Source organism: Candidimonas sp. SYP-B2681, assembly GCF_003971065.1.
Taxonomy (GTDB): domain Bacteria; phylum Pseudomonadota; class Gammaproteobacteria; order Burkholderiales; family Burkholderiaceae_B; genus Pollutimonas.
The window spans coordinates 303,683-328,278 of record NZ_RYDV01000006.1; the positions used below are offsets into that span (position 1 = coordinate 303,683).

23 protein-coding genes and 1 tRNA gene are annotated in these 24,596 nt (G+C 58.0%); 11 read left to right on the forward strand and 13 right to left on the reverse strand.

What is annotated here, in order from left to right; genetic code table 11:
• Positions 1–12: 12 nt before the first annotated feature.
• The 9 genes from EKL30_RS14340 to EKL30_RS14380 all read right to left on the reverse strand — a co-directional run bounded on the left by EKL30_RS14340 (position 13) and on the right by EKL30_RS14380 (position 9,153).
• The gene (locus tag EKL30_RS14340) at positions 13–1,404 is read right to left on the reverse strand and encodes an NAD(P)/FAD-dependent oxidoreductase (protein WP_126707906.1); all 1,392 of its coding nucleotides are present in this window, start codon (positions 1,402–1,404) and stop codon (positions 13–15) included.
• Positions 1,391–1,723, reverse strand: coding sequence for a (2Fe-2S)-binding protein (locus tag EKL30_RS14345; RefSeq protein WP_126707907.1), 333 nt, complete (start codon positions 1,721–1,723; stop codon positions 1,391–1,393). Before EKL30_RS14345 ends, EKL30_RS14340 begins: the two co-directional genes overlap by 14 nt.
• A complete protein-coding gene (locus EKL30_RS14350; protein WP_126707908.1) occupies positions 1,713–2,843 on the reverse strand; it encodes an FAD-binding oxidoreductase in 1,131 nt (376 codons plus the stop codon). The genes EKL30_RS14345 and EKL30_RS14350 overlap by 11 nt, the downstream gene beginning before the upstream one ends.
• Before the next feature lie 2 nt (positions 2,844–2,845).
• A complete protein-coding gene (locus tag EKL30_RS14355; RefSeq protein ID WP_126707909.1) occupies positions 2,846–3,640 on the reverse strand; it encodes an ABC transporter permease in 795 nt (264 codons plus the stop codon).
• An 8-nt stretch (positions 3,641–3,648) separates the two neighbouring features.
• A complete protein-coding gene (locus EKL30_RS14360) occupies positions 3,649–4,554 on the reverse strand; it encodes an ABC transporter permease (protein ID WP_126707910.1) in 906 nt (301 codons plus the stop codon).
• Positions 4,547–5,614: an ABC transporter ATP-binding protein gene (locus EKL30_RS14365; RefSeq protein WP_126707911.1), complete on the reverse strand. Its 1,068-nt coding sequence runs from the start codon at positions 5,612–5,614 to the stop codon at positions 4,547–4,549. Before EKL30_RS14365 ends, EKL30_RS14360 begins: the two co-directional genes overlap by 8 nt.
• 35 nt (positions 5,615–5,649) lie before the next feature.
• Positions 5,650–6,681, reverse strand: coding sequence for an ABC transporter substrate-binding protein (locus EKL30_RS14370; protein WP_126707912.1), 1,032 nt, complete (start codon positions 6,679–6,681; stop codon positions 5,650–5,652).
• 307 nt (positions 6,682–6,988) lie between these two features.
• The gene (locus EKL30_RS14375; protein ID WP_126707913.1) at positions 6,989–8,185 is read right to left on the reverse strand and encodes an amidase; all 1,197 of its coding nucleotides are present in this window, start codon (positions 8,183–8,185) and stop codon (positions 6,989–6,991) included.
• Positions 8,182–9,153, reverse strand: coding sequence for a tripartite tricarboxylate transporter substrate binding protein (locus EKL30_RS14380; protein WP_126707914.1), 972 nt, complete (start codon positions 9,151–9,153; stop codon positions 8,182–8,184). The genes EKL30_RS14375 and EKL30_RS14380 overlap by 4 nt, the downstream gene beginning before the upstream one ends.
• Before the next feature lie 124 nt (positions 9,154–9,277).
• Between EKL30_RS14380 and EKL30_RS14385 the strand changes: the two genes are divergently transcribed.
• Positions 9,278–10,171, forward strand: coding sequence for a LysR family transcriptional regulator (locus EKL30_RS14385; RefSeq protein WP_158618426.1), 894 nt, complete (start codon positions 9,278–9,280; stop codon positions 10,169–10,171).
• A gap of 95 nt (positions 10,172–10,266) precedes the next feature.
• On the opposite strand, the gene EKL30_RS14390 is transcribed toward EKL30_RS14385, so the two are convergent.
• Complete coding sequence (locus tag EKL30_RS14390) at positions 10,267–10,938, reverse strand: GntR family transcriptional regulator (protein ID WP_126707916.1); 672 nt, start codon at positions 10,936–10,938, stop codon at positions 10,267–10,269.
• 246 nt (positions 10,939–11,184) lie between these two features.
• Between EKL30_RS14390 and EKL30_RS14395 the strand changes: the two genes are divergently transcribed.
• From EKL30_RS14395 to EKL30_RS14425, 7 genes are all read left to right on the forward strand, one after another.
• Positions 11,185–12,240 carry a ketopantoate reductase family protein gene (locus tag EKL30_RS14395; RefSeq protein ID WP_126707917.1) on the forward strand — a complete coding sequence of 352 codons (1,056 nt, stop codon included), beginning with the start codon at positions 11,185–11,187 and terminating at the stop codon, positions 12,238–12,240.
• A 3-nt stretch (positions 12,241–12,243) separates the two neighbouring features.
• On the forward strand, positions 12,244–13,188 hold the full coding sequence (locus EKL30_RS14400) for a 3-keto-5-aminohexanoate cleavage protein (RefSeq protein WP_126707918.1): 945 nt from the start codon (positions 12,244–12,246) through the stop codon (positions 13,186–13,188).
• Between the two features lie 111 nt (positions 13,189–13,299).
• Positions 13,300–14,247, forward strand: a complete 948-nt coding sequence (locus EKL30_RS14405) for a branched-chain amino acid ABC transporter permease (RefSeq protein ID WP_126707919.1) — start codon at positions 13,300–13,302, stop codon at positions 14,245–14,247.
• Between the two features lie 3 nt (positions 14,248–14,250).
• Positions 14,251–15,534 carry a branched-chain amino acid ABC transporter permease gene (locus tag EKL30_RS14410; protein ID WP_126707920.1) on the forward strand — a complete coding sequence of 428 codons (1,284 nt, stop codon included), beginning with the start codon at positions 14,251–14,253 and terminating at the stop codon, positions 15,532–15,534.
• Positions 15,531–16,313 (forward strand): ABC transporter ATP-binding protein, encoded by a 783-nt coding sequence (locus EKL30_RS14415; protein WP_126707921.1) that lies wholly within the window; start codon positions 15,531–15,533, stop codon positions 16,311–16,313. The genes EKL30_RS14410 and EKL30_RS14415 overlap by 4 nt, the downstream gene beginning before the upstream one ends.
• Positions 16,300–16,998 (forward strand): ABC transporter ATP-binding protein, encoded by a 699-nt coding sequence (locus EKL30_RS14420; RefSeq protein ID WP_126707922.1) that lies wholly within the window; start codon positions 16,300–16,302, stop codon positions 16,996–16,998. Before EKL30_RS14415 ends, EKL30_RS14420 begins: the two co-directional genes overlap by 14 nt.
• Before the next feature lie 36 nt (positions 16,999–17,034).
• Positions 17,035–18,282, forward strand: a complete 1,248-nt coding sequence (locus tag EKL30_RS14425) for a branched-chain amino acid ABC transporter substrate-binding protein (protein WP_126707923.1) — start codon at positions 17,035–17,037, stop codon at positions 18,280–18,282.
• Between the two features lie 218 nt (positions 18,283–18,500).
• Here the strand turns inward: EKL30_RS14425 and EKL30_RS14430 are convergent.
• Positions 18,501–18,577: transfer RNA gene (locus EKL30_RS14430), tRNA-Pro, on the reverse strand.
• A gap of 444 nt (positions 18,578–19,021) precedes the next feature.
• Here EKL30_RS14430 and EKL30_RS14435 point away from each other — a divergent pair.
• The gene (locus EKL30_RS14435) at positions 19,022–19,993 is read left to right on the forward strand and encodes a hypothetical protein (RefSeq protein WP_126707924.1); all 972 of its coding nucleotides are present in this window, start codon (positions 19,022–19,024) and stop codon (positions 19,991–19,993) included.
• Positions 19,994–20,088: 95 nt separating this feature from the next.
• Here EKL30_RS14435 and EKL30_RS14440 read toward each other — a convergent pair whose 3' ends face one another.
• Complete coding sequence (locus EKL30_RS14440; RefSeq protein ID WP_126707925.1) at positions 20,089–21,054, reverse strand: polyprenyl synthetase family protein; 966 nt, start codon at positions 21,052–21,054, stop codon at positions 20,089–20,091.
• Positions 21,055–21,202: 148 nt separating this feature from the next.
• Here EKL30_RS14440 and EKL30_RS14445 point away from each other — a divergent pair, with 148 nt between their 5' ends.
• Entirely contained in the window at positions 21,203–22,069 is an 867-nt protein-coding gene (locus tag EKL30_RS14445) for an ATP-binding protein (RefSeq protein ID WP_126707926.1), read from the forward strand.
• Positions 22,062–23,033, forward strand: coding sequence for a Nudix family hydrolase (locus EKL30_RS14450; RefSeq protein WP_126707927.1), 972 nt, complete (start codon positions 22,062–22,064; stop codon positions 23,031–23,033). The genes EKL30_RS14445 and EKL30_RS14450 overlap by 8 nt, the downstream gene beginning before the upstream one ends.
• Before the next feature lie 47 nt (positions 23,034–23,080).
• Here EKL30_RS14450 and EKL30_RS14455 read toward each other — a convergent pair whose 3' ends face one another.
• Complete coding sequence (locus EKL30_RS14455) at positions 23,081–24,592, reverse strand: efflux transporter outer membrane subunit (RefSeq protein ID WP_126707928.1); 1,512 nt, start codon at positions 24,590–24,592, stop codon at positions 23,081–23,083.
• Positions 24,593–24,596: the final 4 nt, after the last annotated feature.

Genomic DNA, 24,596 nt, shown 5'->3' on the forward strand with positions numbered 1-24,596 from the left:
TGGTTGGTTGAGCTAATTATCGCGGGTAGCCGCCAATTCGGCCAGCGTGATAGGTTTGATCGGTGGGCGGATGCGGTAATACCCGACGTCCTCCGGCGAGGTTTTGCGCGCTTCGGCGATGACTTCGGTGACGGTCAAACCGCACAGGCGACCCTGGCAAGGTCCCATCCCGCATCGGCCGAACGATTTGGTTTGATTGGGACCGGTGCACCCCAGTTTCACAAAACCGCGTATTGCTCCGGCCGTGACTTCTTCACAGCGACACACCAGCACGCCGTCAGCGGGAATGCGGTTGGCATCCTTGGGACGATACAGGGCATCGAGGAACGGACGGATGCGCATATGGGCTTGCAGCTCTATGCGCGCCGCATCCATCTGCGACCGGACCTTCTCGGAACTGATCAGGCCAACATCCTGCAGCGCGGCCAGCGCGGCCAGGCGGCCCTGTATGCTCGCCGCCCCCGCCCCGCCGATGCCTCGACCGTCTCCCGCCACAAGCACCTGTTCGACCTCGGCAAGGCGTCCCAGCTCATCGGTGTCGGGGCGCCAGCACAACTGGGCCGCATCCCACGAGTGCGGGGCACGCAGTGCCCACGTGAATTGCGTGTTGGGCACCACACCCTGGTGCAACAGAATTAGCTCGGTTTCAAGACGGTGGTTTTTTCCGCCGCTGGCAAAGTGGATGGCTCTGACAGCGTCGTCGCCCTCGATCTTCAGATCGGTCGCGCCGTTGAAGAACGGGACCTTCTTCTGACGCAACACGCGCAGCAGGGAAAGCCCTTTCTTCAGGTAAGGCCAGGCTCTCAGGGCGGTGGGAAGATGCAGCATCGCGCGTCGATAGTCGCTGGAATCGGTGGTGTCTATGATGGCGGCAATGGGCACGCCTGCACGGACATATTGCCAGGCCAGCAAATATAGCAGCGGCCCACACCCCGCGAGCACCGCGGGATGCGTCGGTACAGTATCGGCGCTTTTAAGCAGAATTTGAGCCGCACCGGCCGTCATCACGCCGGGCAAGGTCCAGCCGGGTATGGGAAACGGGCGCTCCATCGCCCCACTGCATAAAATAACCCGCTTGGCGCGGATGGAACTTGACGCGCCCGCATTCAGATAATTGACGACACCCTCGCGCGTCACTTGCCACACGGTCGCACGCCGGATATGTTCTGCGCCCGACTGGGCAAAGTCCTGTGCGGGCGTGAGGCCTGCGGCGTAGTCGGGGCCCAGCGTCTGAAGCCTGGCTTGCGATGCGGCAGTGATGCTGCGCCAGATCTGCCCCCCGGGGCCATCCTGCTCGTCCAGCAGGGTCACCCGCGCGCCGCTGCGGGCCGCGAGCGTGGCGGCGGCCATGCCCGCTGGGCCCGCACCGATGACGACGATATCTGCATCGCTATTCATGATCATGTGACTCCAGTGGCTCGGCCAACTGTGCCCGGCCTTCCTGCGAGCGCACTTGCATGCCTTCCTGAACCGGAATGAGGCAACCCTGCCGGTTCGGCACCCCGTCGATTTCAACCAGGCACTCGAAGCAGACGCCCATCATGCAGTAGGGAGCGCGAGGCGCCCCGCTGACTGGTGAGGCGCGAAGACGCATTTCGCCCGAGCCCAACAAGGCGGCGGCGACGCTGACGCCAGCCGGCACCCTACGAGTCTGGCCATTGAAACTGATGTTGATGAACGTGGGCGCGGCGTCGGGCAGTATTGAGAATGCATTAGTGGTCATTGTGAAACTCGCGATGAGGGTCGAGGAATCGTGCGCCGGAAAAGACATCCATTTCTTCAGGCGGTGACTGGCCCGCCATCCATGGCGCGACCCGCAGCGCGTGAGCCGCTGCAAGCGTGACACCGCTGTGGCAGGTAGCCACAAAGGCGCCGGGACAGGTCGTCGATTCTTGATAGATCGGATAGCCGTCGGGCGACATAACGCGCAGGGCGGCCCAGCTGCGCACAATGTTCAAGTTCGCCAAACGGGGAAAACAGACGATGGCCCGCGCGGCAATCGCGGCCAGAACATCAGTGCGGGTGGTATCGTTGTATCCGCAGTCTTCCATGGAGTCGCCGATCTGAATCGTGCCCTCGTCCGTTTGGCGCACGTAAATCGTGGGATTCTTCAGAAACGGCGCTATCCTTTCCCCGATCAGCACCTGGCCCTGATTGGGTTCGACCGGCGCGTACAGGCCGACCTTGTCCGCCAGCACTTTATTGCCCAGCCCGGCCGCCAGGATCAGGCGCGGTGCACGAACCGTGTCTCCCGCAGTCGTAACGGTAAATGCGCGGTTGTCATAGCGGATGCCGTCGACCCGGCGATTGACATGCAACGCAGCGCCCCGCCCCACACAAGCTTTATGCAAGGCATGAAACAGCTTCAAGGGGTTCACATGACCATCCATAGGCGTATAGCTGGCTCCGGTCACGTCTGGCCCGACACCGGGCAGGCGATCGCGCAAGGCGACTTGCTCAAGCATTTCGAATTCGTAGTGCGGCCCGACCTCAGCCTGCAGCCATTCCAGGCGCTTGCGGCGTTCCGAGAACTCAGCGTCGCTCAAGCAGAAGTGGAATCCGCCATTCTGAATGAGCTCGACATTCACGCCGGTTTCGTCAAGCAAATCGGCCGCAAAACCCGACCACAACTTGGAAGACGCCAGGGTCCAGCGTGCATAAGCGGCGCACCCATATCCTTTACCCTGCACCCACACCAGACCGAAATTGCCGCGCGAGGCACGGAAGGCCACATCGCCTTCATCGAGCAAGGCGACGTTCAAACCTTGCCGCAGCAAGCCGTAGGCAATGGCGCTTCCAACCAGCCCAGCGCCCACCACGATCACATCGCTATCGCGTGACATCGCTATCCTTTGCCGACCAAAACACGGTCGAGGCCGACCAGGCGGTCGAGAACAAACAACGTAATCGTGGTGGCCACAATCAAGACGGCCGAAAGCGAAGCAACCAACGGATCAATGCTTTGCGAGATATAGCTGTACATCGCTACGGGCAAGGTCGTCGTACCAGGCGTCGCCACAAAGATCGTCATCGTGACTTCATCAAAGCTCTGTATGAATGCCAACATCCAGCCGCCCGCCACGCCCGGCAGAATAAGGGGCAACACGATGCGGCGGAAAACCGTATGAGGCTTAGCGCCCAGCGAACGCGCAGCCAATTCGGCGTCTCGACTCAGACCGATCGCAGAGGCGAGCGTCAGCCTGAGCGCATAGGGAAACACCACGATTACGTGCGTCATGGATAACCACCCGAAAGACCCGCTGAATCCCGCCTGATTGAAGAAGCGCAAGAAAGCGATGCCCATGACCACATGAGGGATCATCAAGGGAGACAAGAAAAAGGCGGTCAAGGCATTGCGGCCGGGAAACCGATAGTGCGCCAAGGCCAGTGCGGCGGGAATGGCAAGCGTAACCGCCACCGAAGCGCTCACCAATGCCAGCCACGTCGACATCAGGAAGGCATCAATGAACTGGCGCTCCTCCAGGATGGCATAAAACCATCGCAGCGACAGCCCCTGGGTGGGCAAGGAAATGTAGCCGAGCGAGGTGAACGATACCGCCACCACAACGAGTAAGGGTGCCGTGATGAACAGGATGAAGAAGGAGTGATACGTAAGCGCCAGCCAGCGGTTCTTTTGCATGCTACCCCCTAGCGCGCGAAGACCGCGTGATAACGGCGCTCGACCAGATAGTTGCTGCCGAGAATGATGGCGACCATGGCGATAAGCAATAATATGGCGATGGCCGCGCCCAGGGGCCAATTCAAGGTCCCCGTGAACTCGTCGTAGGCAGCCGTAGCGACCACCTTGAGACGGCGCCCCCCTAATATGGCCGGGGTGGCAAAGGCAGACGCCGCCAGAGCGAACACGATGATGCTGCCCGAAAGCACCCCGGGCATGATCTGAGGGAATATCACGCGACGCAGCACAGTCATGGGCGATGCGCCCAACGAGAGCCCAGCGTTTTCCACGGAAGTGTCCAGCCTTTGGAGGGACGCCCAGACCGAGATGATCATGAACGGAATCAGCACGTGTGTGAGCGCGATGGTGACGCCTCCCATGGTGTAGAGCATCTTGATCGGGCTGTCGATAAGACCCCACGATTGCAGCGCAGAGTTGATCAAGCCCTCATTGCCCATCAGGATTGCCCAGCCCAGCGTACGCACAATCACGGAGATCAGTAAAGGGCCCAGAATCACGACCAGGAAAATTGCCCGCCACGGGCTTCGCATGCGCGACAAAATCAAGGCTTCCGGTACGCCCAGGACGACACACAGCAGTGTCACCGCCAGCGACATACCGCCCGTGCGCAGGAATATTTCGTGATAGTAGCTATCGCTCAGGACTTCGATGTAGTTGGCGAAGGTATAGCCTTCACCGGTTCCCGTGGCGCTGTCATAGACGGAAAATGACAACACCACCGTCAAGAGCAAAGGAACCAGAAGCAGACCCACAAACAGCAACAACGCTGGACTGCAAAGCAGCCAGGGTGTCGGACTGCCAAACCATGAACGGCGCCACGCCGATCGCGCGTTGATAGACACTGAGCTAGACATGAGCAGCCTCCGCCTCGAGCATGCGCATGTCGTCGTCCTGCCAAGCCAGGTGCACGGTGTCGCCTTCAAACGCGGGCGGCCCGCCCACATTCGGTATATTGACGCGCAAGCGTCCCAGGGGGCCGTCGACCTCCATCGCCCAATGATTGCCCAGGAACATCCGCGCCCGCACGACGCTGCTTATGCGGCTGTCCGCCGACGACACCATGCGGATTTTTTCAGGCCGAATGTAAACCTGAATGTTCTCGGGAAATTGACAGCTTTCATGCGGAATACGCATATTGAGCCCGCCCATTTCCACCCGGCAACAGCCAGGCTGCCGGTCGACGATACGTGCGGGAATACAGTTGGTCTTGCCCAGGAAGCTGGACGCAAACGCCGACTCGGGACGCTCGTAAGCGTCAAAAGGCGTGGACACCTGGACGATACGCCCGCCATGCATGACAGCAATGCGGTCGCTCATGGTCATGGCCTCGATCTGGTCGTGGGTCACGAGTATGGTCGTGATACCCAGCTGCTTCTGGATAGCACGCAGCTCGACGTGCATTTCCTCGCGCAACTTTGCGTCCAGATTGGACATGGGCTCATCCAGCAAGAGCACATTGGGTCGTATGGCCAACGCCCGCGCAACGGCCACGCGCTGACGCTGCCCGCCCGAAAGGTCGCGCGGGTATCGGTGGCCCAGCCCCTCGAGACGAACGAGCTCGAGCGTTTCGGTGATGCGCTTTGATCGCTCGCTACGCCCCATGCCCTGCATTTCAAGGCCAAAACCAATATTGCCTGCCACGGACATATGCGGGAATAGCGCGTAGCTCTGAAACACAATACCCATGCCGCGCTTCTCTGGGCGAGTGTCTGTAATATCGCGCCCTTCTAGCAGGATTCGGCCCCGGGTCGGCTCGGTAAAACCGGCCACCATTTGCAGGGTGGTGGTCTTGCCGCAGCCTGAGGGCCCCAACAGGGAGAGAAACTCGCCACGTTCAATATTGAGACTAATATCTTCGACCACGGTAAGATCGCCGTATCGCTTTGCAAGTCCATCAAGAGTCAAGTAAGTCATGGCGGATCCCTCTGCCTTTTACAACGACTGAAAAATTAGCGCTCTACAGTACGATTCCAACGCGTTGTCCACTCGGCACGTTTGGGGTTGATCGCGGTCCAGTCCATGACGAGCATGTTTTCAACGGCTTTTGCACCGTAGGGCACCCTCTTGGCGACCTCGGGCGGCAGTTCCACCGTCTTGTTGGTCGGTCCCCAGCCTTCGCTGGTCGCCAGCAGGACTTGATTTTCAGGACGCACCAGGAACTGCAGGAAGGCCTGAGCCAGTTCCGGCTCTGGGCTCTTGTCTATGGCGCAACCGGCAATCTGCAGGGACACGGCGCCCTCCTTGGGGTAGACCATTTCTACCGGAAAGCCGGTATTTTTCAGCGCCTGCACCCGGCCACTTCCGTGCGCGGCGAGAATCACGCTTCCGTTCTGGAACATTTCGGCCAACTTGCCGGGCGTCGGTTCCCAGGACAGGACGTTGGGCTGAGCCTCGTCGATCATCGCTTTAAAGCCCGGATCAATGTTTTTTTCACCACCGCCGCGCAAGCGCGCAAAGACGACGAGCGTGTGCAAACCATAGGTATTGGTGATCGAAGGAATCACCACTTTCTGTTTGAATTTTGGATCGAGCAGCGCTTCCCAGGAATCGGGAGGCGGCACCCCCATCTTTTTGAAGGCCTCGGTGTTATACGCCAGTCCGGTAGCCACCAAGCCTATACCCACGGCCTTGCCGTCGATATTGGCCATCGAATACAAATCCTTGTAGGTTTCAGGCTTGACCGACGTACAGTATCCCAATTGCAGTGCCTGCCACATCGGACCATCATCGATCAAGGCAACGCCGATTTCCGGCTTGCTGCGCTGGGCCTGCAGCTTGGCCAAGGTTTCAGTCGAGGTGCCGGTCACCTGAATCACTTTAGTACCGGGATGCTCTTTCTCGAAGGCCGGAAATATCTTTTCCTTCATCAGCTTCTCGGTCGACCCGCCATTTGCGGCCACATAAAGCGTAGACGCGGCCCAGGAAGTGGAAGCGCACAAAGTCGCAATAACGGCCGCCGTGAGTTTCATACGTAAATGCATTTACATCTCCTTGAGTGTGATGGAGGATGAAGCATGGAGAAACACTGTTTGCAAGAGGATTGTGAGATCGGCGACCGCATGCAGTCAAATGAAAAGAAAGGGTGTATACATACATTTTTGATATGGAAGTATCCACCCGATTGCGCACAAGGCGACATCCGTTGAACTACCGTGTTCTCACTGATCTCGTCCTGGTGGCGCGCGTGGCGGCGGCAAAAAGCCGCTCGTTGTGCGAGCGGCTTTTGGTTTTCTCAGTACTGAGCTGACAGCCTCTAATGCAGTTAAAGGGGCCGTCTGCTTCGACGTACTACTGGCGCGAGAGAGCCTGATCCAGCAGCATCGCAGCGTGGACCACGGCGGCGTCACTGCCTCGCGCGCCTATCACGGACAACCCGACTGGAGCGCCATTAACGGTAATCCAGGGAAACGAAACCTGTGGAAGCCCCGCCAAGCCGGCGCCAGAAAGTAGCTTCTGCACACGCTGCCGCTCAGCCAAGAGCGTTTCAGGCGCGGCGGTACACAAAGGCGCTGGGCCCGGTGCCGTTGGCATGAGGATCACGGCATTGTCTGATAGCAAGGTGTCCAACGTTTGCGTCGCGGCTCTTCGGATAATTTGCCCCCGATCTACTTCCGCGACAGAGAGCTCCGATGCTGCGATGAAACGGGCCCGCACGTCCGCGGCCAAATGGTCACCACTCTCAGTGACCCAGCTCCCATGTTCGCCCCAGATTTCCGCCCCCGCCAGAACCCGATACGCATCGGCCCACTCGCCGAGTGGCAGGCTTCCAGAAGGGACGGGCTTGAGCGAGAGCTTGAGGCTCTCGAGCAAATTCGCCATGGCTGCCTTTACCGCCGGATCGCAAATGGCGAGTGCGTCGTCAGGCACTAGCCACGCCCGAGGCTCGCACACCGCTGAGTCTGGTATGAGAACACGCAAGACATCCATCAGTGCTTCACCAGACCGGGTGAACCAACCAACAGTATCGAAGCTGGGCGCCAGCGGAAAACCCGACTTTCCAGCATAGCCATGTGTGGGTCGTATCCCCCATACGCCGCAGTAGCTCGCGGGTAGCCGCGCCGAGCCGCCACAATCGGTGGCGAGCCCGATGTCGGCATGTCCTGCCGCTATCGCGACGGCGGATCCGGACGAGGAACCGCCTGGAATACGACAGGCGTCGGCCGGGTTCACAGGGGTGCCATAGTGGACATTGGCGCCGGTCAGGCTAAAAGCGAGTTCGTCAGTCACCGTTTTACCAAGCCATTCTGCGCCCGCCGCGAGCAGTGCAGACACGGCGAATGCCGAGGTACCTGCTTCGTGCTGCGCCTGCCACCAAACAGGGTTGCCCGCGCCAGTGCGTAGTCCCTCAACATCGAAGACATCTTTTACCGCCAATCGCATCCCTTCAAGCTGCGTGGAGGTTCGGGGCACCGAAGGTCCACGTGCAAAACCGTCTTTTACGAAGGCACCTTGTAAGCCAGGTTGCATCAGGTCAGGACGTTTCATTTAGCGTGCACCTCGATAGAAGACATCAGCTCTTTCCACTGCGCCTGTTCCTTGCCGATACGGGCCGCAAACGTTGCGGCATCGCTCGCAACGATCTCAAAGCCATTCTCATGGAAAACCTTGCGAAGTGCCGGGTCGTTCTCCAGAATTCTGCGGATCTCGGTTTGCAGCTGTTCCAGAATCGGCTGCGGAGTGCCCTTGGGTGCGAGAGCTCCCAGCCACACGTGCGCATCGACGCCTTCCATTCCGATTTCCGCCAAGGTCGGCACATTAGGAAGCAAAGGCGCGCGTTTATCGCCGGTGACCGCAAGCGCTCGTACGCGGCCGCCATCCGCCAATGGTTTCGTATTACTGACGCTGTTGAAATGCATCTCGATCTCGCCAGCCATCAGTGCGGTCGTCATAGGAGGCGTGCCGTTGTACGGTATATGCAAGATGTCCAAGCCGGCCTTTTTCTTAAACTGCTCGCCGGTCATATGAATCACGCTGCCCGCACCCACGCTGCCAAAGTTCAGCTGTCCGGGTCGCTTTTTCGCTAGCGAGATAAGCTCGTCCACGCTATTAGCCGGCAGGTCAGGAAATACGTTCAGCACAAGGGGGTACTGACCCAGCAAGCTAATTGGTGCGAAGTCTTCAACAGGATCGTAGGGCATCTTGGGTTGCGAAAGCGGGGCCAGGATATGGCTGCTATTACTGGCGATCAGCAAGGTGTACCCGTCAGGCTTTGCTCGCATAGCCTGCGTTTGACCTATCAGCCCTGTGGCTCCGGCCCGATTCTGGACCACGAAAGGCTGGCCAAATGAGTCGGCGAGCTTTTCGCTCAGTAAACGTGCAGCTAAATCGGTGGGGCCGCCTGCAGCAAACGGTACGATGAAGGTCACGGGCCGGTCGGGATAGACGGATGCCTGCGCCGCCGCCAACCAAGGTAATGCCAACAAACCGGCACAAAGTATCTTCGTAAGTCTCATTTACAACTCCATTCTCTCGTGTTCTAAGTGCCCAATTATCAGGAGCCTCACCCCTCATAGACAAGCGAGCATTTGCAACCCGAGCTTTTGTAAATGACAAAAGGTCGCAATGCTAAGATGTGCCGTGCGTTATGAACTTACCGATCTGAAGTTGTTTGTGGCGATCGCTGAAGAGCGAAGTGTGTCGCGTGGAGCGAAGCGTTGTCATTTGGCACCGTCTTCAGCCAGCCTACGGCTGAAAGCGCTGGAAGCAACATTCGGCACCTCCTTGTTTACGCGACAAGCTCGCGGTGTTACTCCTAACCCGGCCGGCATTGTGATGCTGGAGCATGCGCGCCGGTGCATCGCGCAATTGGGGCAGATGCACGCTGACATGACGCCATTCTCCAGCGGTGTCTTGAACCACGTCACATTGTTTGCGAATAACAATGCGATTAACTCCTGGCTCGCAGACGACTTGTTGCCATTTTTTCGGACGTTTCCGTCTGCTCGAGTCGCTCTCGAAGAGCGGCTTGGCACGGACATCGTCGCAGCTGTGGCCCAGGGACGCGCTGATCTTGGTGTGATTGCCATTGAGGCGGACCATCCAGAGCTCCATTTCTTGCCTTATCGGGAGGACAAGCTAATGGTGGTGACGGCACGCGACGGCCCTCTGGCTAGGCACGACTCGATACGTTTTGCTGCATGCCTTGACTCGCCATTTGTATGCCTGCTCAATGGCACGGCCATGCATACTTATCTTGTGAATCATGCCATGGCACTGGGCCGGCAGTTGGACGTGCGAATACAGGTCTCGGGATATCCAGCCGTACTTCGGCTGATTGCGTCTGGTGTGGGCATTGGCATTGTGCCGGCTTCAGCCCTGGGCACACAAAATCGTGACGAATTATGCGTGATTGCGCTGGATGAACCGTGGGCAGCGCGGCATCATCGCGTGTGCGTACGACCCGAAACGCTTCGGCGCAACGCCTTGGTGGTCGAACTTATTAAGACGTTGGGCGGCGCGGCCCAAAGGTAAGTCGCTGCGGGCTGTTGGCACACGATTGGAGCACAACTGGAGCACGACCTAGAGCCTAACCTGTCGATGCTGCTCAATAGCATACGTTCTTCAGCTCATGGGAGCGATTGAATTAGCGGAGGCGCGGCGGCAAGAAAGGGCGACTCGCGCCCATCCGCTTCGTTTTCCAGAATGATCCGAGCCGTCAATTTCACATGATCCGCCAGCAGCTCAACGGCACGCTCTGTGTCTCGCGTTATAGCGGCCTCGGCGATGTCGTGGTGTTCGGAATCCAGATGGGGGCGGTCAAGATGGATGGATAGCACACGGTAGCGTTCTGAATGGATGAACAGCAGCTCACGGATACGCATCAACCAAGGGCTGTCGCAGGCTTCGACCAGCGTCGCATGGAAATGCATATGCGTACTGATCCATGCTGGATTGAACTCGTTTTCAAGGCGTACGGGAGTGCGGCTGAGTTCGTGGAGGCTGGCCAGGACACGCCCTTCCCAGGCCAAGTCGCCGTTCTGGATCGAGCGCAGCAGGCACTGCCCCTCGATCGCGACTCGACGCTCGGTGAGGTCGAGCAGGTCGGCAAGCGACACCGACGCCACGCGGAAGCCGCGTCGCGGTTCAGTGACAACGAACCCGTCTGAGCTAAGGCGGGCCAACGCTTCACGCACCGCACTCAAGCTGACACCCCTATCCTTGGCCATGGAAGCGATGTTCAGCTTGGTCCCGGGCTTAAGACGGTAAGTAAGTATGTCGTCGCGTAACGACAAATACATACTCTCCGTAAGACTTTTACCGACTTTCGACAATTCCCGACCCCACGTTCTATTCCTACTTCAGACTGGTTGGCAAAGCTACCAAGGTCGCCCTCGGTTACAGTCCTTGACAAACCACCATATAAAATCGATTATTAGCACAATAATCGATTTTACCACTTTGGCGCACCAGTAATCCAAAACAACATCGCGCCAAAGACTTCGGCGTACGGCCGAACGCCCTACAAGGGAAGAGGGGAGAACTAAATGAGAGCAGCAATCATCGGCGCCGGGTCACTGGGCACCATCATCGGCGCACTGATGACCCACGGCGGCCGCCAGGTCGACCTCGTCGACACCAACGAAGAACACGTCACGGCGATGAACCGAGTGGGTGCGCGGATCACCGGGGAGATGGATCTCCTCGTCCCTGTGCACGCGCTGACGCCCAGCGAAATGTGCGGGCAATACGACCTGGTCTTTCTGCTGAACAAGCAGACTGCCAACGACACTGTGCTGCCGCAGCTGCTGCCCTTCCTGCATGACGACAGCATCGTCTGCACCCTGCAGAATGGCATTCCCGAGCCACGGGTCGCCTCGTACGTTTCTGCGAACCGGACCATCGGTGGCGCGGTCGGCTTCGGCGCGACCTGGTTGGGGCCTGGGGTCTCACAACTAACCACCCGTGAAGAAGCCGTCAGGAAGTTTGCCTTCGAGATCGGTGAGATCGATGGCGTGATACGGCCGCGTCTGGCCCTGGTGCAAGCCTACCTTTCTTGCGTGGGCACCACAGAGATTCTGCCCGACCTGATGGGAATACGCTGGTCGAAAGTGCTGATGAACGCCACGTTCAGCGGCATGTCCGCCGCCCTCGGCTGCACATTCGGAGACGTGATGGACGACTCGCGCGCCCTTCGCTGCATCGCGTTCCTGGCCGACGAGACAGTGCGTGCCGCGCAGGCTGCAGGACACCGCATGGCGCCGATGCAAGGAGAAAACTTCGAGCAGTTCCTCCTGGCATCGGCGGCCGAGGTGGACGCCAAGACTCCACTGATCGAACGGATCTGGAACCAGCATCGAAAATTGCGCGCCAGCATGCTCCAGGATCTGGAGAAAGGCCGGGATACCGAGATCAACTTCATCAACGGCGTCGTGAGCAATACGGGCCGGCAGTTCGGCATACCTACCCCCTTCAACGACCGCGTCATCGAGCTGGTGGTCGAGGCGCAGAGCCGGCGTCAAGTTCCCACATTCTCAAACATCACCCGTTTCGACGATCTACTCGCCTCCCACTCCGGTCAAGCGCAACACACCCAGGAATAAGCAATGGCTGCAAACTCATCATCCAAAGTCATCATCACCTGCGCCGTTACCGGCGCCGTCCACACGCCTTCGATGTCCGATCATCTCCCGTTGACTCCGGATCAAATCGTCCAGAACGCCGTGGACGCAGCCAATGCCGGCGCGGCCATCGTGCACTTGCATGCGCGGGATCCAAACGATGGGCGCCCCACGGCCGACCCTGCCATATTCGACATAATCGTGCCGCGTATCCGCGAACAGACGGATGCGGTGCTCAACATCACGAGCGGCGGCAGCACGCGCATGACTCTGGAAGAAAGGCTCGCCTATCCGCTTAAGCTCAAGCCCGAGATGTGCTCGCTCAACATGGGCTCGATGAATTTCTCGATCCATCCGGCGGCCCAAAAAATCAAAGAATGGAAGCACTCCTGGGAGAAGCCTTATATCGAAGGAATGGAAGACCTCATATTCCGCAATACCTTCAAGGACATAAAACACATCCTGAAAGTCCTTGGCGAAGATTGTGGAACCCGCTTCGAGTTCGAATGTTACGACCTCGGGCATCTCTACAACCTGGCGCACTTTGTCGACGCCGGGCTGATCAAGGGGCCCCTGTTCATTCAGATGATCTTCGGCATTCTTGGCGGAATGGGCGCCGATCCCGAAAATCTGACATTGATGCGCACCACCGCCGACCGTCTCTTCGGGCGCGCGAACTATCAATTCTCGGTTCTTGGCGCAGGGCGCCACCAGATGCCCCTGGTCACAATGGGCGCGATCATGGGCGGCCACGTGCGTGTCGGCCTTGAAGACAGCCTCTACCTAGAGTCAGGCAAGCTTGCCACCTCATGTGCCGAGCAAGTTCAAAAGATTAAGCGCATCCTCGATGAACTCTCACTGACGACGGCGACACCCGATGAAGCGCGCATGCTGCTCGACCTGAAAGGAAGCGCCCACATCACACTCTAAGTCGTCCAAAGCGGGGGCGCACGCGCCCCCGCTTTGGCGATCGCATTCAACTGAAGATCACGAATCAACGACAGTAAAGACAATATGAATAATGATGTGTTGGAGACATGAATGGAGTTCTTCCTAATCTCTCTTTTGAATAGCTTGAGCTATGGACTGCTTCTGTTCATGCTCTCTTCGGGGCTGACGCTAATTTTCAGCATGATGGGCGTGCTGAACTTCGCCCATGCCAGCTTTTATATGATGGGCGCCTACTTTGCCTACACCATCAGCGGCATGGCCGGATACTGGGCTGCCTTCATTCTCGCACCCTTGCTGGTAGGGATCGCGGGTATCGTCGTAGAGCGTTATGGCTTGCGTGCTGTGCATAAGCACGGCCATGTGGCCGAGCTGCTATACACCTTCGGCCTGTCGTATCTCATACTCGAAGGGGTACAGCTGATATGGGGGCGCTCCGCAGTTCCCTACGGAATTCCTGAGATCCTGCAAGGCCCCCTGTTTACCATCTACACCACTACATTCCCCAAGTACCAGGCGTTCATGATGCTGATTGCAGTACTGACGCTGCTGGCTTTGTATCTCGTTCTTACCCGCACCCGAATCGGCTTGATCATACAAGCCTCGCTTACCCATCCAGAGATGGTCGAATCACTGGGGCATAACGTGCCGCGGGTGTTCATGCTCGTCTTCGGCGGTGGTTGCGCACTGGCCGGGCTGGCGGGCGTGATCGGCGGCAATTCCCTTGTCACCGAACCGGGTATGGCTGAAACCTTGGGCACCATCATCTTTGTCGTGGTGGTGGCCGGCGGCATGGGCTCGCTGATGGGCGCACTTCTGGCATCACTGCTCATCGGCGTAATCCAAACTTTTTCCATTGCCATCGACATATCGCCACTCGACGTGCTGTCAGCCGCCGGCCTGAACGTCGGCCCTGATGCATTCGGGCATTCGGTGTTGGCGGTCAGCTTATCGGATGTGGCGCCCATGCTGCCGTATGCGCTCCTAGTGCTGATTTTGATATTCCGTCCGCGTGGGCTGCTGGGTAAACGAGAGAACTGATTCATGACCACACACTCATTGATTACCAGCAGGTCTGACGGGTTGACTACGAATCGCATGCTACTGATGTGGCTAGGCTTTGCGGCTGTGCTGCTGTTTGCACCTCATGTGTTTACGTCCTCGCTGGCTCATTCTCATCTTACACAGATGGGTACGGGTATCGTTCTGGCTTTGTCGTACAACATACTGCTTGGTCAAAGCGGCATGCTTTCCTTCGGCCATGCCGCATTTTCCGGCTTGGGCGCCTTCATGTCGGTTCATGCAATGAATCTGGCGGGAGGAGGCGTATTCTGGCTGCCCCTGCCATTGATTCCTATTGTCGGCGCACTGACCGGCCTGGCCTTCGCGGCATTGATAGGCTATGTCATTACACGAATCTCGGGTGTCGCCTTTGCGATGATTACCTTGGGAATCGGGCAAATGGCTTATGCGAGTTCCCTAATGTTTCCCGGATTCTTCGGCGGAGAGGGCGGCGTTTCTTCCAATAGGGTGTACGGCGAGCCTCTTCTCGGCTGGACTTTCGGCCCTCAGATACAGGTCTACTACCTTGTAGCGTTCTGGCTGCTCATCTGCGCGATGGCAATCTTCTATCTGACCAGGACACCCCTTGGCCGTCTGTTGAACGGTGTGCGCGACAACGAGGAACGCATCCCATTCATCGGATTCAATCCTCACATGCTTCGATACATGGCACTCATGGCCGCGGGCTTCTTCGCGGGCATTGGCGGATCACTGATGGCCATCAATTTCGAAATTGCAACGGATGAGGTGTTGAGCCTGCACGAATCCGGAGCCGTGTTGCTGTTCACCTTCATCGGGGGCACGACAAGCTTCTTCGGCCCGATGCTTGGCGCAGTGATCGGGGTGCTCCTAACCAAACTCCTGCCCGATTACACAGCCGGCTGGCAGATGTACCTGGGCATCGTTTTTATACTCGTGGTGGTCTATGCGCCCGGAGGCATCGGCAGTTTGTTGAGGCCCGGTGTGGATATGGTCAGGAAAACATTCCTTCACAGGCGATATGCACAGTTCTTCCGGCTTCTACTGAGCGTCACGGCGTTGGTAGTGAGTTCCATCCTTCTCATCGAACTGCTGTATCACCGGGCCACCGGAGCCTCGAATCCCCTGTCGCTTTGGGGCCTCAGTCTGGATCACCAAGGGTTCATCGTATGGGCAATTGCGATGGCCATCCTCCTTGCCGGCCTGTTGACCATCAAGCCCTCAGGGCGCGCGCTGCTCGGGCAGCTCGCGGAAGATACCGCGCAGCTTGAAGGAGAAGCGCCATGACGCAGCATATTCTTGAGCTGAAGGATGTAAAGAAGCAGTTCGGCAAAACTGAAATCATCAGAGGGCTGAATCTCCAGGTAAGAAAAGGCGAAAGGCTGGCAGTCATCGGACCGAATGGTGCGGGAAAGTCGACCTTGTTCCATCTTATCTCCGGACGGCTGTCCGTCAGCTCCGGCGAAATAAGGTTCGATGGTGATCGAATCAATGAGTGCAACGCGCAGCAAATTTACCAGCGCGGGTTGAGTCGCAGTTTCCAGATCACAAATCTGTTCAGTCGCCAGACCGTCTATGAAAACATCCTGTCGGCAACGATGTGGGCTAAAGGTTATCGATATACCTTCTGGAAGCGCATCAGCCAACTCAAGCCTCTGCACGATCGAGCACAGGAAGTGCTCGAACTGATCGGACTGGCCTCGCGTCGCAATGTTTCCGTGAACCTGCTTACCTACGCCGAGCAACGCGCACTTGAAATCGGGATAGCCGTGGCGGGCGGGGGTCATACCATTCTGCTCGACGAACCCACCGCTGGCATGAGCCGCGGTGAAAGCGATGCCGCGATTGAGTTGATCAAAACCGTCAGTGCAAACAAGACGCTTTTGATCGTCGAGCATGACATGGGGGTGGTGTTCGGCTTGGCCGATCGCGTGGCCGTCGTGGTTTATGGCCAGGTCATCGCGTGCGACACACCCGAGAACATTCGCGCCAATGCCGAGGTTCAAGAGGCTTATTTGGGTGTCAAAAAAAATCAGAAGAAAGGGGCGATGGATGGCATTGCTTGAAATCTCCGGGCTTCATGCCTACTACGGAAAAAGTCATGTACTGCAAGGCGTCGATCTGCGTATCGACCCCGGTGAAATCGTCAGCCTGCTGGGGCGTAACGGCGTGGGCAGATCAACGACGGTGAAAGCGGTCATGGGCCTGGTTCGTTCGACGGGATCAGTCATGTTCGATAGCAAAGAACTGAACGGCATGAGAACCCATGAAATCGTGCATCAAGGCCTGGGCTATGTGCCCGAAAGCCGAGACGTATTTCCGTCGCTGACGGTGGAACAGAACCTGTTGCTGGGGCAGCAGCGCGGAAAGCGTTCCCGGTGGTCCATGGATGACATGTATGAAATGTTTCCACGCTTGAAGGAACGCCGGCATACCGCTGCCGGGGTAATGTCGGGTGGAGAGCAGCAAATGCTGACTTTATGTCGTTCACTGATCGGCGATCCCAGGCTCATCATGATCGATGAACCTACCGAAGGGTTGGCACCGCAAATCGTCGAGCAGGTGGCCAGGTACCTCGACATCCTTCGCGAGCGCGGCGTCGCTGTTCTGCTGGTCGAGCAGAAGCTGGCCATCGCGCTCGATATATCTCAGCGGCTTTATGTCATGGGCCACGGAACCATTGTTTTTGAAGGAGCACCAGCCGATCTGCGCGACGCGCATCAGGTGCGTAAGGACTGGCTGGAAGTTTAAGGTGGATTTTTAATCAATACAAATACAGGAGACGCAATGAAATACGCAACAAAGCTCAAACAGAGCGCATTGGCTTTAACGATTGGTCTAGCCACAGGCATGGCGCACGCCGATACCGTCAAGATTGCGCTGATTGACCCCTTGTCGGGATCATTCGCCGCTCTGGGCGAGAACCAGCTTCGCACCTGGCAATACTTTAGCGACCTGGCTAACAAAGAAAAGTGGGCGGGCAAGCATACCCTTGAAATCGTCGGCTTCGACAACAAGGCTGGCGTGCAAGACAGTCTGAGCCAGCTCAAGCGCGCCATTGACCAAGGCTACCGTTACGTAGCCCAGGGCAACGGTTCGGGCGTGGCATTCGCCCTAGTCGATGCCATCAATAAACATAATGAACGCAATCCCGGGAAGGAAGTTCTGTACATCAACCACGGGGCCATCGATCCTGAACTGACGAACGGCAAGTGCAGCTTCTGGCAATTCAGCGTCGACTCCAACGTCGATATGAAAATGCAGGCGCTCGTCAACCATCTGGCCAAGAACCAGAAAGTCAAGAAGGTCTACATCGTCGGGCAGAACTATGCGTTCGGACGTTCCGTCAGTAAGGCAGCCAAGGAGATGCTGGCCAAGAAGCGCCCCGACGTCCAGATTGTAGGCGACGACCTGCACCCCATTGGCGAGGTCAAGGATTTCTCTCCTTACGTGGCGAAGATCATCGCGTCGGGTGCCGACACCATCATCACCGGGAATTGGGGCTCTGATTTGGCTCTATTGATTCGTGCCGCACGCGCTTCAGGGTTGGGGGCCAACTTCTATACCTACTATGCCGTGCTGAAGGGTGCGCCCACCGCGATGGGGGAAAGCGGACTTGACCGCGTGAAGTACGTAGGCGTCGGCAACGTCAATAATGAAGGCTACAAGGGACGCGACCTTGTCGAGGGGTTCAAGAAGAAGTACAACGACGACTTGACCTGGATGCAGGCGTATCCCGCAGTGGAACTGCTTTCGAAGGCCATCAAGGAATCGGGCTCCACCGAACCCGTCGATGTGGCACGTGCCATGGAAGGCATGGAAGCCGACAGCTTGTCCGGGGGAAAAGCGAAGATGCGCGCCAACGATCATCAGCTGCAGCAGCCCCTGTACGTTGCAACATGGTCAAAAACGAACGGCACCACGCTGCAAATTGATCAGGAAGGAACGGGGTTCGGCTGGCGTACGGACGAGGTCATTCCTGCTTCTGAAGCGGAATTGCCCACCACCTGCGCCATGAAGCGGCCCTCGCGTTGATGGAGTAGCGCATCAGCACGCCCTGGGCGGGGGTACCGCCCGGGCACGCGGCACACGAGGATCGCGCGCGTCGCACCCCTGCATCAGCGTACGTATGCTGCATTTGATAAATCTTGCGCATTGGAGCTCGATTGGAGCATAAGGCGATCCTTATGCTCCAATACCCCGCAGTAGAAAACAAAACGCCGAGAATAGTCGGGACTTTACGTGGGAAATTATGGTCGGGGCGACATGATTCGAACATGCGACTCCTGCGTCCCGAACGCAGTACTCTACCAGGCTGAGCTACGCCCCGATTTTCGTGAAGCTTGCCACCCGGGCGATTCTTGATGCTTTTTACCGAGCGACAACGGGATTTTTGATGATCGCGATCCACCGCGAAAGAACAAAATTCTAGCAAAGATTTCTAGTGATTGGAATCTGGTTAAGCGGCCAACGCCGTACGGGCGACCTCTGTTCGGCGATGGCCGCCCCAAGGATATAGTCCGGCGAGTAAGCTACTTCCGTTCTTCCCCGGCGCGTTATGGAATCTGTCGCTTTTCGAGCCGCAAACTCAACGAAATGCTGAATTTCGTTTCTTAACTTATCGCACAATGCGATTCTTCAAGCATCCGCACGTGCAATGTCGAATTTCGTAATACAACGATCACGTTTTGCCAGATACTGATAATACTAATAACAAAAAAGCCCCCAAACAAATTTGCGATTGGTTCGAGTGACAAAAGGTAGGGAGGTCTTCATGAGAACATCATCCAGCCCCGACCGCCACCATTCCAGGCGCCACCTTTTTCAGTTTGCGTTGCTGGGCCCCGCAGGCCACCCTGCGTTCGCGCCACTAACGCCAAAGATCGTCCAGCCGCGAGTGCTGCTGGCATATATGCAACACGCCTTTCGCGATTGGTCCCAGCGTTATGTCGGACTGCCCCTTGATCGGATGCTTTTCGACGTGTGGATGCGGAACAAACCTGGCGCCGATTACATCGTGGCCCGAGGCCTGCCTCGGCGCGCACTTGAAACGGCCTTGGGCAAGGAAGCCTTGACACTGGATATAAACCCACGCGAACTGATTCGTACCGATGTACGTAATGGGGGTGGAACCGAAAAACCGCCCTCCTCGTTGTTCTTTCTATGGGACGGCAATTGGGATCTACGCCGCCAAGACTTGCGGGTCGGCAGGCGCTACCGGCTTATCGCCGACATCGACGAGAACCGCGACGACCTGACCCGCACAGAACGCTACCAAGAACACTTGGCTGCTCTCAAGAGCGGGCACCCATGGCGCTCGCATCAGGCAGGTATCCTTCTAGACACACCCGACAAAATCTACCGGTACCTGCAAGTGTATCTGGCGTTCCTGGACAGCATGGCCTCTGTTGGCTACGTACCTGAACGCTGTCGTGATGAGATCGGCGTTGCGGTCTCCCGCGATGGCCGAATACTAAAGATCAATCGCGGCCTTCACAGGCTGGCAATGGCTCAACGGGTGGGGCTGCCCACCATCCCCGTCCGCGTGCGTGCGGTGCACCGACTGTGGTGGCAGCGCGTGGTCGGCGACGGCCGTGGCGAGGCCGCACTGGCTCGGGTCCGTTCAGCACTGAGGGATTGTGTTCCAGAACAGGAGCCTGGCCCACTTGATTCGCAGCCACAACCGATCTTGCCCGAAGAGTTCTGGCCGCCGGCGCGGTGGCGTTCCAGCCTGTCGCCTGCTTGACGATTTCCCTATTCCGCCTGTTGCTGCTAGCGCGCCGATCCTCAAGCTTGCTACCCGGGCGATCTTTAATGTTTTACCGAGCGGCAACAGGATGTTTAATGATCGCGATCCACCGCGAATGAACAAAATTCCAGCAACGATTCCTGGTGGATGGAAGCCGGATAAGCGGCCAATGCCGTGCGGGCGAGTTCTGCTTCGGCGATGGCCGCTCGACGGGTAAAGTCCAGCGCATCGGTGTCGTGAATCGCGCGCGCCACTGCCTCGAAATCGGCCTCACCGGTACGAATGGCGTCTTGTATCAGCTGCTTCTGCGCGCTGCTGCCCACTTCCATGACACGTATGAGCGGCATGGTCGGTTTGCCTTCGCGCAGGTCATCGCCTACGTTTTTCCCCAACGCTTCAACGTCACCGTTGTAGTCCAACACGTCGTCGATCAGCTGAAAAGCGGTGCCGATGTGGCGTCCGTAAGAGGCGGCAGCCGTTTCCTGCTCGGGTGTGGCCCCGCCGATTATTGCGCCGACCTGAGCCGCTGCCTCGAATAACTTGGCCGTTTTGTAGCGCACGACCTGCAAGTAGCGTGGCAAGGAGACATCGGGATCATGCACGTTCAAAAGCTGCAAGACCTCGCCTTCGGCGATGACCGTGGTGGCCGCCGACAGCACCGACATCGCCGGCATGGAATTGGATTCGACCATCATCTCGAATGATCGCGAATACAGGTAATCGCCCACTAGAACGCTTGCAGCGTTGCCAAATACGGCGTTGGCAGTGCTGCGGCCACGACGCATGTCGGATTCGTCGACGACATCGTCGTGCAACAGCGTAGCCGTGTGAATAAATTCCACCACGGCGGCCAATAAATGGTGGGTCGTGCCTTCGTAGCCCAGCGCCTTAGCCACCATAAGCACCATTGCGGGACGCATGCGCTTGCCGCCGGCCCCGACAATATAGTCGCCTATCGTACGGATCAAAACGACATCGGAATCGAGGCGGGCGCGTATGACCGCATCGACGGCTTTCATGTCGTTTGCGATTGGGGCAATTAACTGTGGAAGGTTCAAAGCGAGGTCCGGCTTAAAAATGGATGAGTAGGTGGGCGGAACAAGGATACGATTATACGTGACGCTAAATATCTAAATGCCGTGAACACCCGACGCAAATTAGCGATAATGCCGCTTTGTTAGCGATTTCGTCCTAGGAGACCCATCTGTGACAGCCATCGACCTCACCACGCTGATCGGTCGCGCCGAACGAGTTTTGGCGCAACTGGAAGCGTGGCTTCCTCCGGCCCCACCCGAAATAGACTGGTCGGCGTACGCCTTTCGATGGCGAAAACGCGGCGCGCGCGGCTGGCTCGACGCCGTGGCCCACGTCTCGACGATCAACCTCGATGATCTGCAGCATATCGAGCGCCAAAAAGCGATTATCGACCGGAATACGCAACATTTCCTGCACAAGAAGCCCGCCAATAACGTATTGATGACGGGCGCGCGGGGCACAGGCAAGAGTTCACTGGTCAAGGCCATGCTGGCAACCTACGGCGGCCAAGGCCTGCGGCTTATCGAGGTCGACAAAGCCGATATGGGCGACCTGGGCGACATCGTTGACTTGGTCAGTGTACGCCCCGAGCGCTTCATTATATTTTGCGATGACCTATCTTTTGAAGAAGGCGAAGCGGGCTACAAGGCACTCAAATCGGTTCTTGACGGTTCCATCAGTGCATCGGGCGATAACGTGCTTATTTACGCCACGTCGAACCGCCGCCACCTCATGCCCGAATACATGAGCGAAAACCTGGGCGCCAAGCACCAGAGCGATGGCGAGATCCATCCCGGGGAAACGGTAGAAGAAAAAATATCGCTTTCCGAGCGCTTCGGCCTTTGGCTGTCGTTTTACCCGTTCAAACAAGACGACTACCTGGATATCGTCTACTACTGGCTCAAAGAGCACGGTTGCTCTACCGCCGATATCGAAAGCTCGCGCACCGAAGCCTTGCAGTGGGCGCTTGAGCGCGGCTCACGTTCCGGCCGTGTCGCACGTCAGTTTGCCCGCGACTGGGCTGCGCGTCATGTCTAAACCTTTTGTCAATGTTGCCGCCGGCATGATTCTACGGGCAGATGGCTCGTTGCTGCTGGCTGAGCGCCCCGCCGACAAAGCGTGGGCGGGCTGGTGGGAGCTGCCAGGCGGCAAGATTGAAGCAGGGGAAAGTGTGCTCGAGGCGTTGGCGCGGGAACTGAAAGAAGAGCTCGGCATCGAGGTTACCGATGCCACGCCGTGGGTGACCTATACCCATGAATACGAAGTCAACATCGTTCGCCTGGCCTTCTGCCGCGTCACGGGCTGGCTCGGAGTGCCTGTCGGAATCGAAGGGCAACGGCTAGCCTGGATAGACCCGCAACAAGCCCCCACCGTGGGTCCGGTGCTGCCGGCCACCAAACCGCCCTTGCGCTGGTTGCAGTTGCCCGACCGTTATTTGCTGACGTCCATAGGAAGCAGCAGCGGAGTTGGCGCTTTTCTGGACAGGCTCACGATCGCCTTAAAAAACGGCATCAAGCTTGTGCAGTTTCGTGAACCGGAATGGGCTGCAAAGGCAGCATCTGCCGAGGTTTATGCGGCATTTCAGCAAGTTGTAAAACGTTGCCACGAATTCGGCGCGCGCTGCCTGATAAACAGCGTACACCCCGTTGACTGGTGGCCCAAGGCCGACGGCGTACATTTCCGGGCAGCCGATGCGGTCTCGCGCCAACACGCGGCGCAGGCAAATCGCCCACACATTGGCCTGATCGGAGTTTCGGCCCACACTGCTGATGATCTGGCGGCGGCGCGCGGACTGAATGCCGATTTTGTCGTGCTGGGCCACGTGTTGGATACTCCTTCCCACCCTGATGTATCAGGCATGGGCTGGGACCGGTTCGCCGCACTGGCAAGCCAGGCGAGCCTACCGGTCTTTGCCATAGGCGGGCAATCGAGCGCCACCCTGGAAACGGCACGGCAACACAGCGCACATGGCATTGCCGGAATCAGGCAGCTGCTTGAATAAGACTGCGGCTGCCTGACACCACCGCAATCGCAGCGATTTCAGCGAGATTATGGCTGAGCCGGCGGCATTTCCCAGCCGCCGCCCAACGCCGCAATCAGTTGTACGCTGGCGACGAGTCGGTCAGCCGTAAGCTGGAGCGCCGTACGCTCGGTACTCAGCGCCGTGGTCTGCACTTGCACGACGCTCAGGTAATCGATTAGACCGGCTTCGTACTGGTTCTGCGTCAACTGCAAGGATTCACGCGCCGAATCCAGTGCCCGCCCTTGCGTTACCTGCTCTTGGCCAAGCACATATAGCTGCACCAGGAAATCTTCGACCTCTCGCAACGCCGTCAAGACGGTCTGACGGTAGCCAGCGGCCTGGACATCAAACGCAGCACGCGCCTGATCGACCTGTGCCTGTCGTGCTCCGCCATCGAAGATGGTTAAGGCCAAGGCAGGGCCCAGTGTCCAGAAACTGGACGGTGCGCTAAGCCATTGCGCCCACTGGCCACTGCGATAGCCTGCCTGAGCGCTTAAGGTAAGGTCGGGAAACCAGGCCGCCTGGGCAACGCCTATTTGTGCATTGGCTTCGGCCGCCCTGCGCTCGGCCGCGGCGACATCGGGACGGCGCTCGAGCAATTGCGACGGTAACCCCACCGGAACGACGGGCACCGTTCCAAGGATATCGGCGCTGTTCAAATCAAAGCCGGACGGCGGCTGGCCCAGCAATACGGCAATGGCATGCTCGAGCTGCGCCCGTTGCCAATCCAGTGCCAGCGATTGCGTACGGGTGTTTTCCAGTTGAGTGCGTGACACCGCAACATCGGCTTGGGCGGCGATGCCCGCCTGATAACGATTCGTCGTGATGGTCAGTGAACGCTCGTAGGCATCGACCGTCTGCTGCAACAAACGCTGTTCCGCATCCATGACGCGCAGTCGAAAATAAGTCTGAGCCAAGGTCGATTGCATGCTAAGCCGCATAGTGGCGACATCTGCCGCGCTGGCTTGCAGCCCGGCACGGCTGGATTCCACACTACGTCGCACGCGCCCCCACACATCGGGTTCCCAGCTGACGCTGCCGCTTAATGTGTACTGGTTATTGGAACTGACCGCCCCAAACGAACCCGATCCAATGTTATCGTTGCCGCCGATACCCGAACGTGTTGCGGCAGCCGATGTACCCACGACTGGAAAAAATCCGGATCTGGCCGATTGCAGCAGGGCCTGGGCTTGGCGGTACTGTGCTTCGGCCTGCACAATATTCAGATTTGAGGTTTGCAAGGTGTCCATCAGCCTGCTTAGGATCGGGTCGTTGAACAACTGCCACCAATCGCCACGCAATGCGGAATCGCGCGGCTGTGCGGGCACCCAACCTGGGTTTAGCGGCATGGTTTCCGAATACGCGGCGCTTGCTTGGCCAACCCTTGCGGCCTGTTTATAGGTATCGCCCACAGCGCTCGACGGGCGCTGATAATCGGGCCCAACCGCGCAGGCGCTCAACAGCAGCAAGATCCCCGACCGCACGGGCCATTTAAGGCAAACCGGTATCCAAGCGTTCAACGATGCGAAAATAGTCATGAAT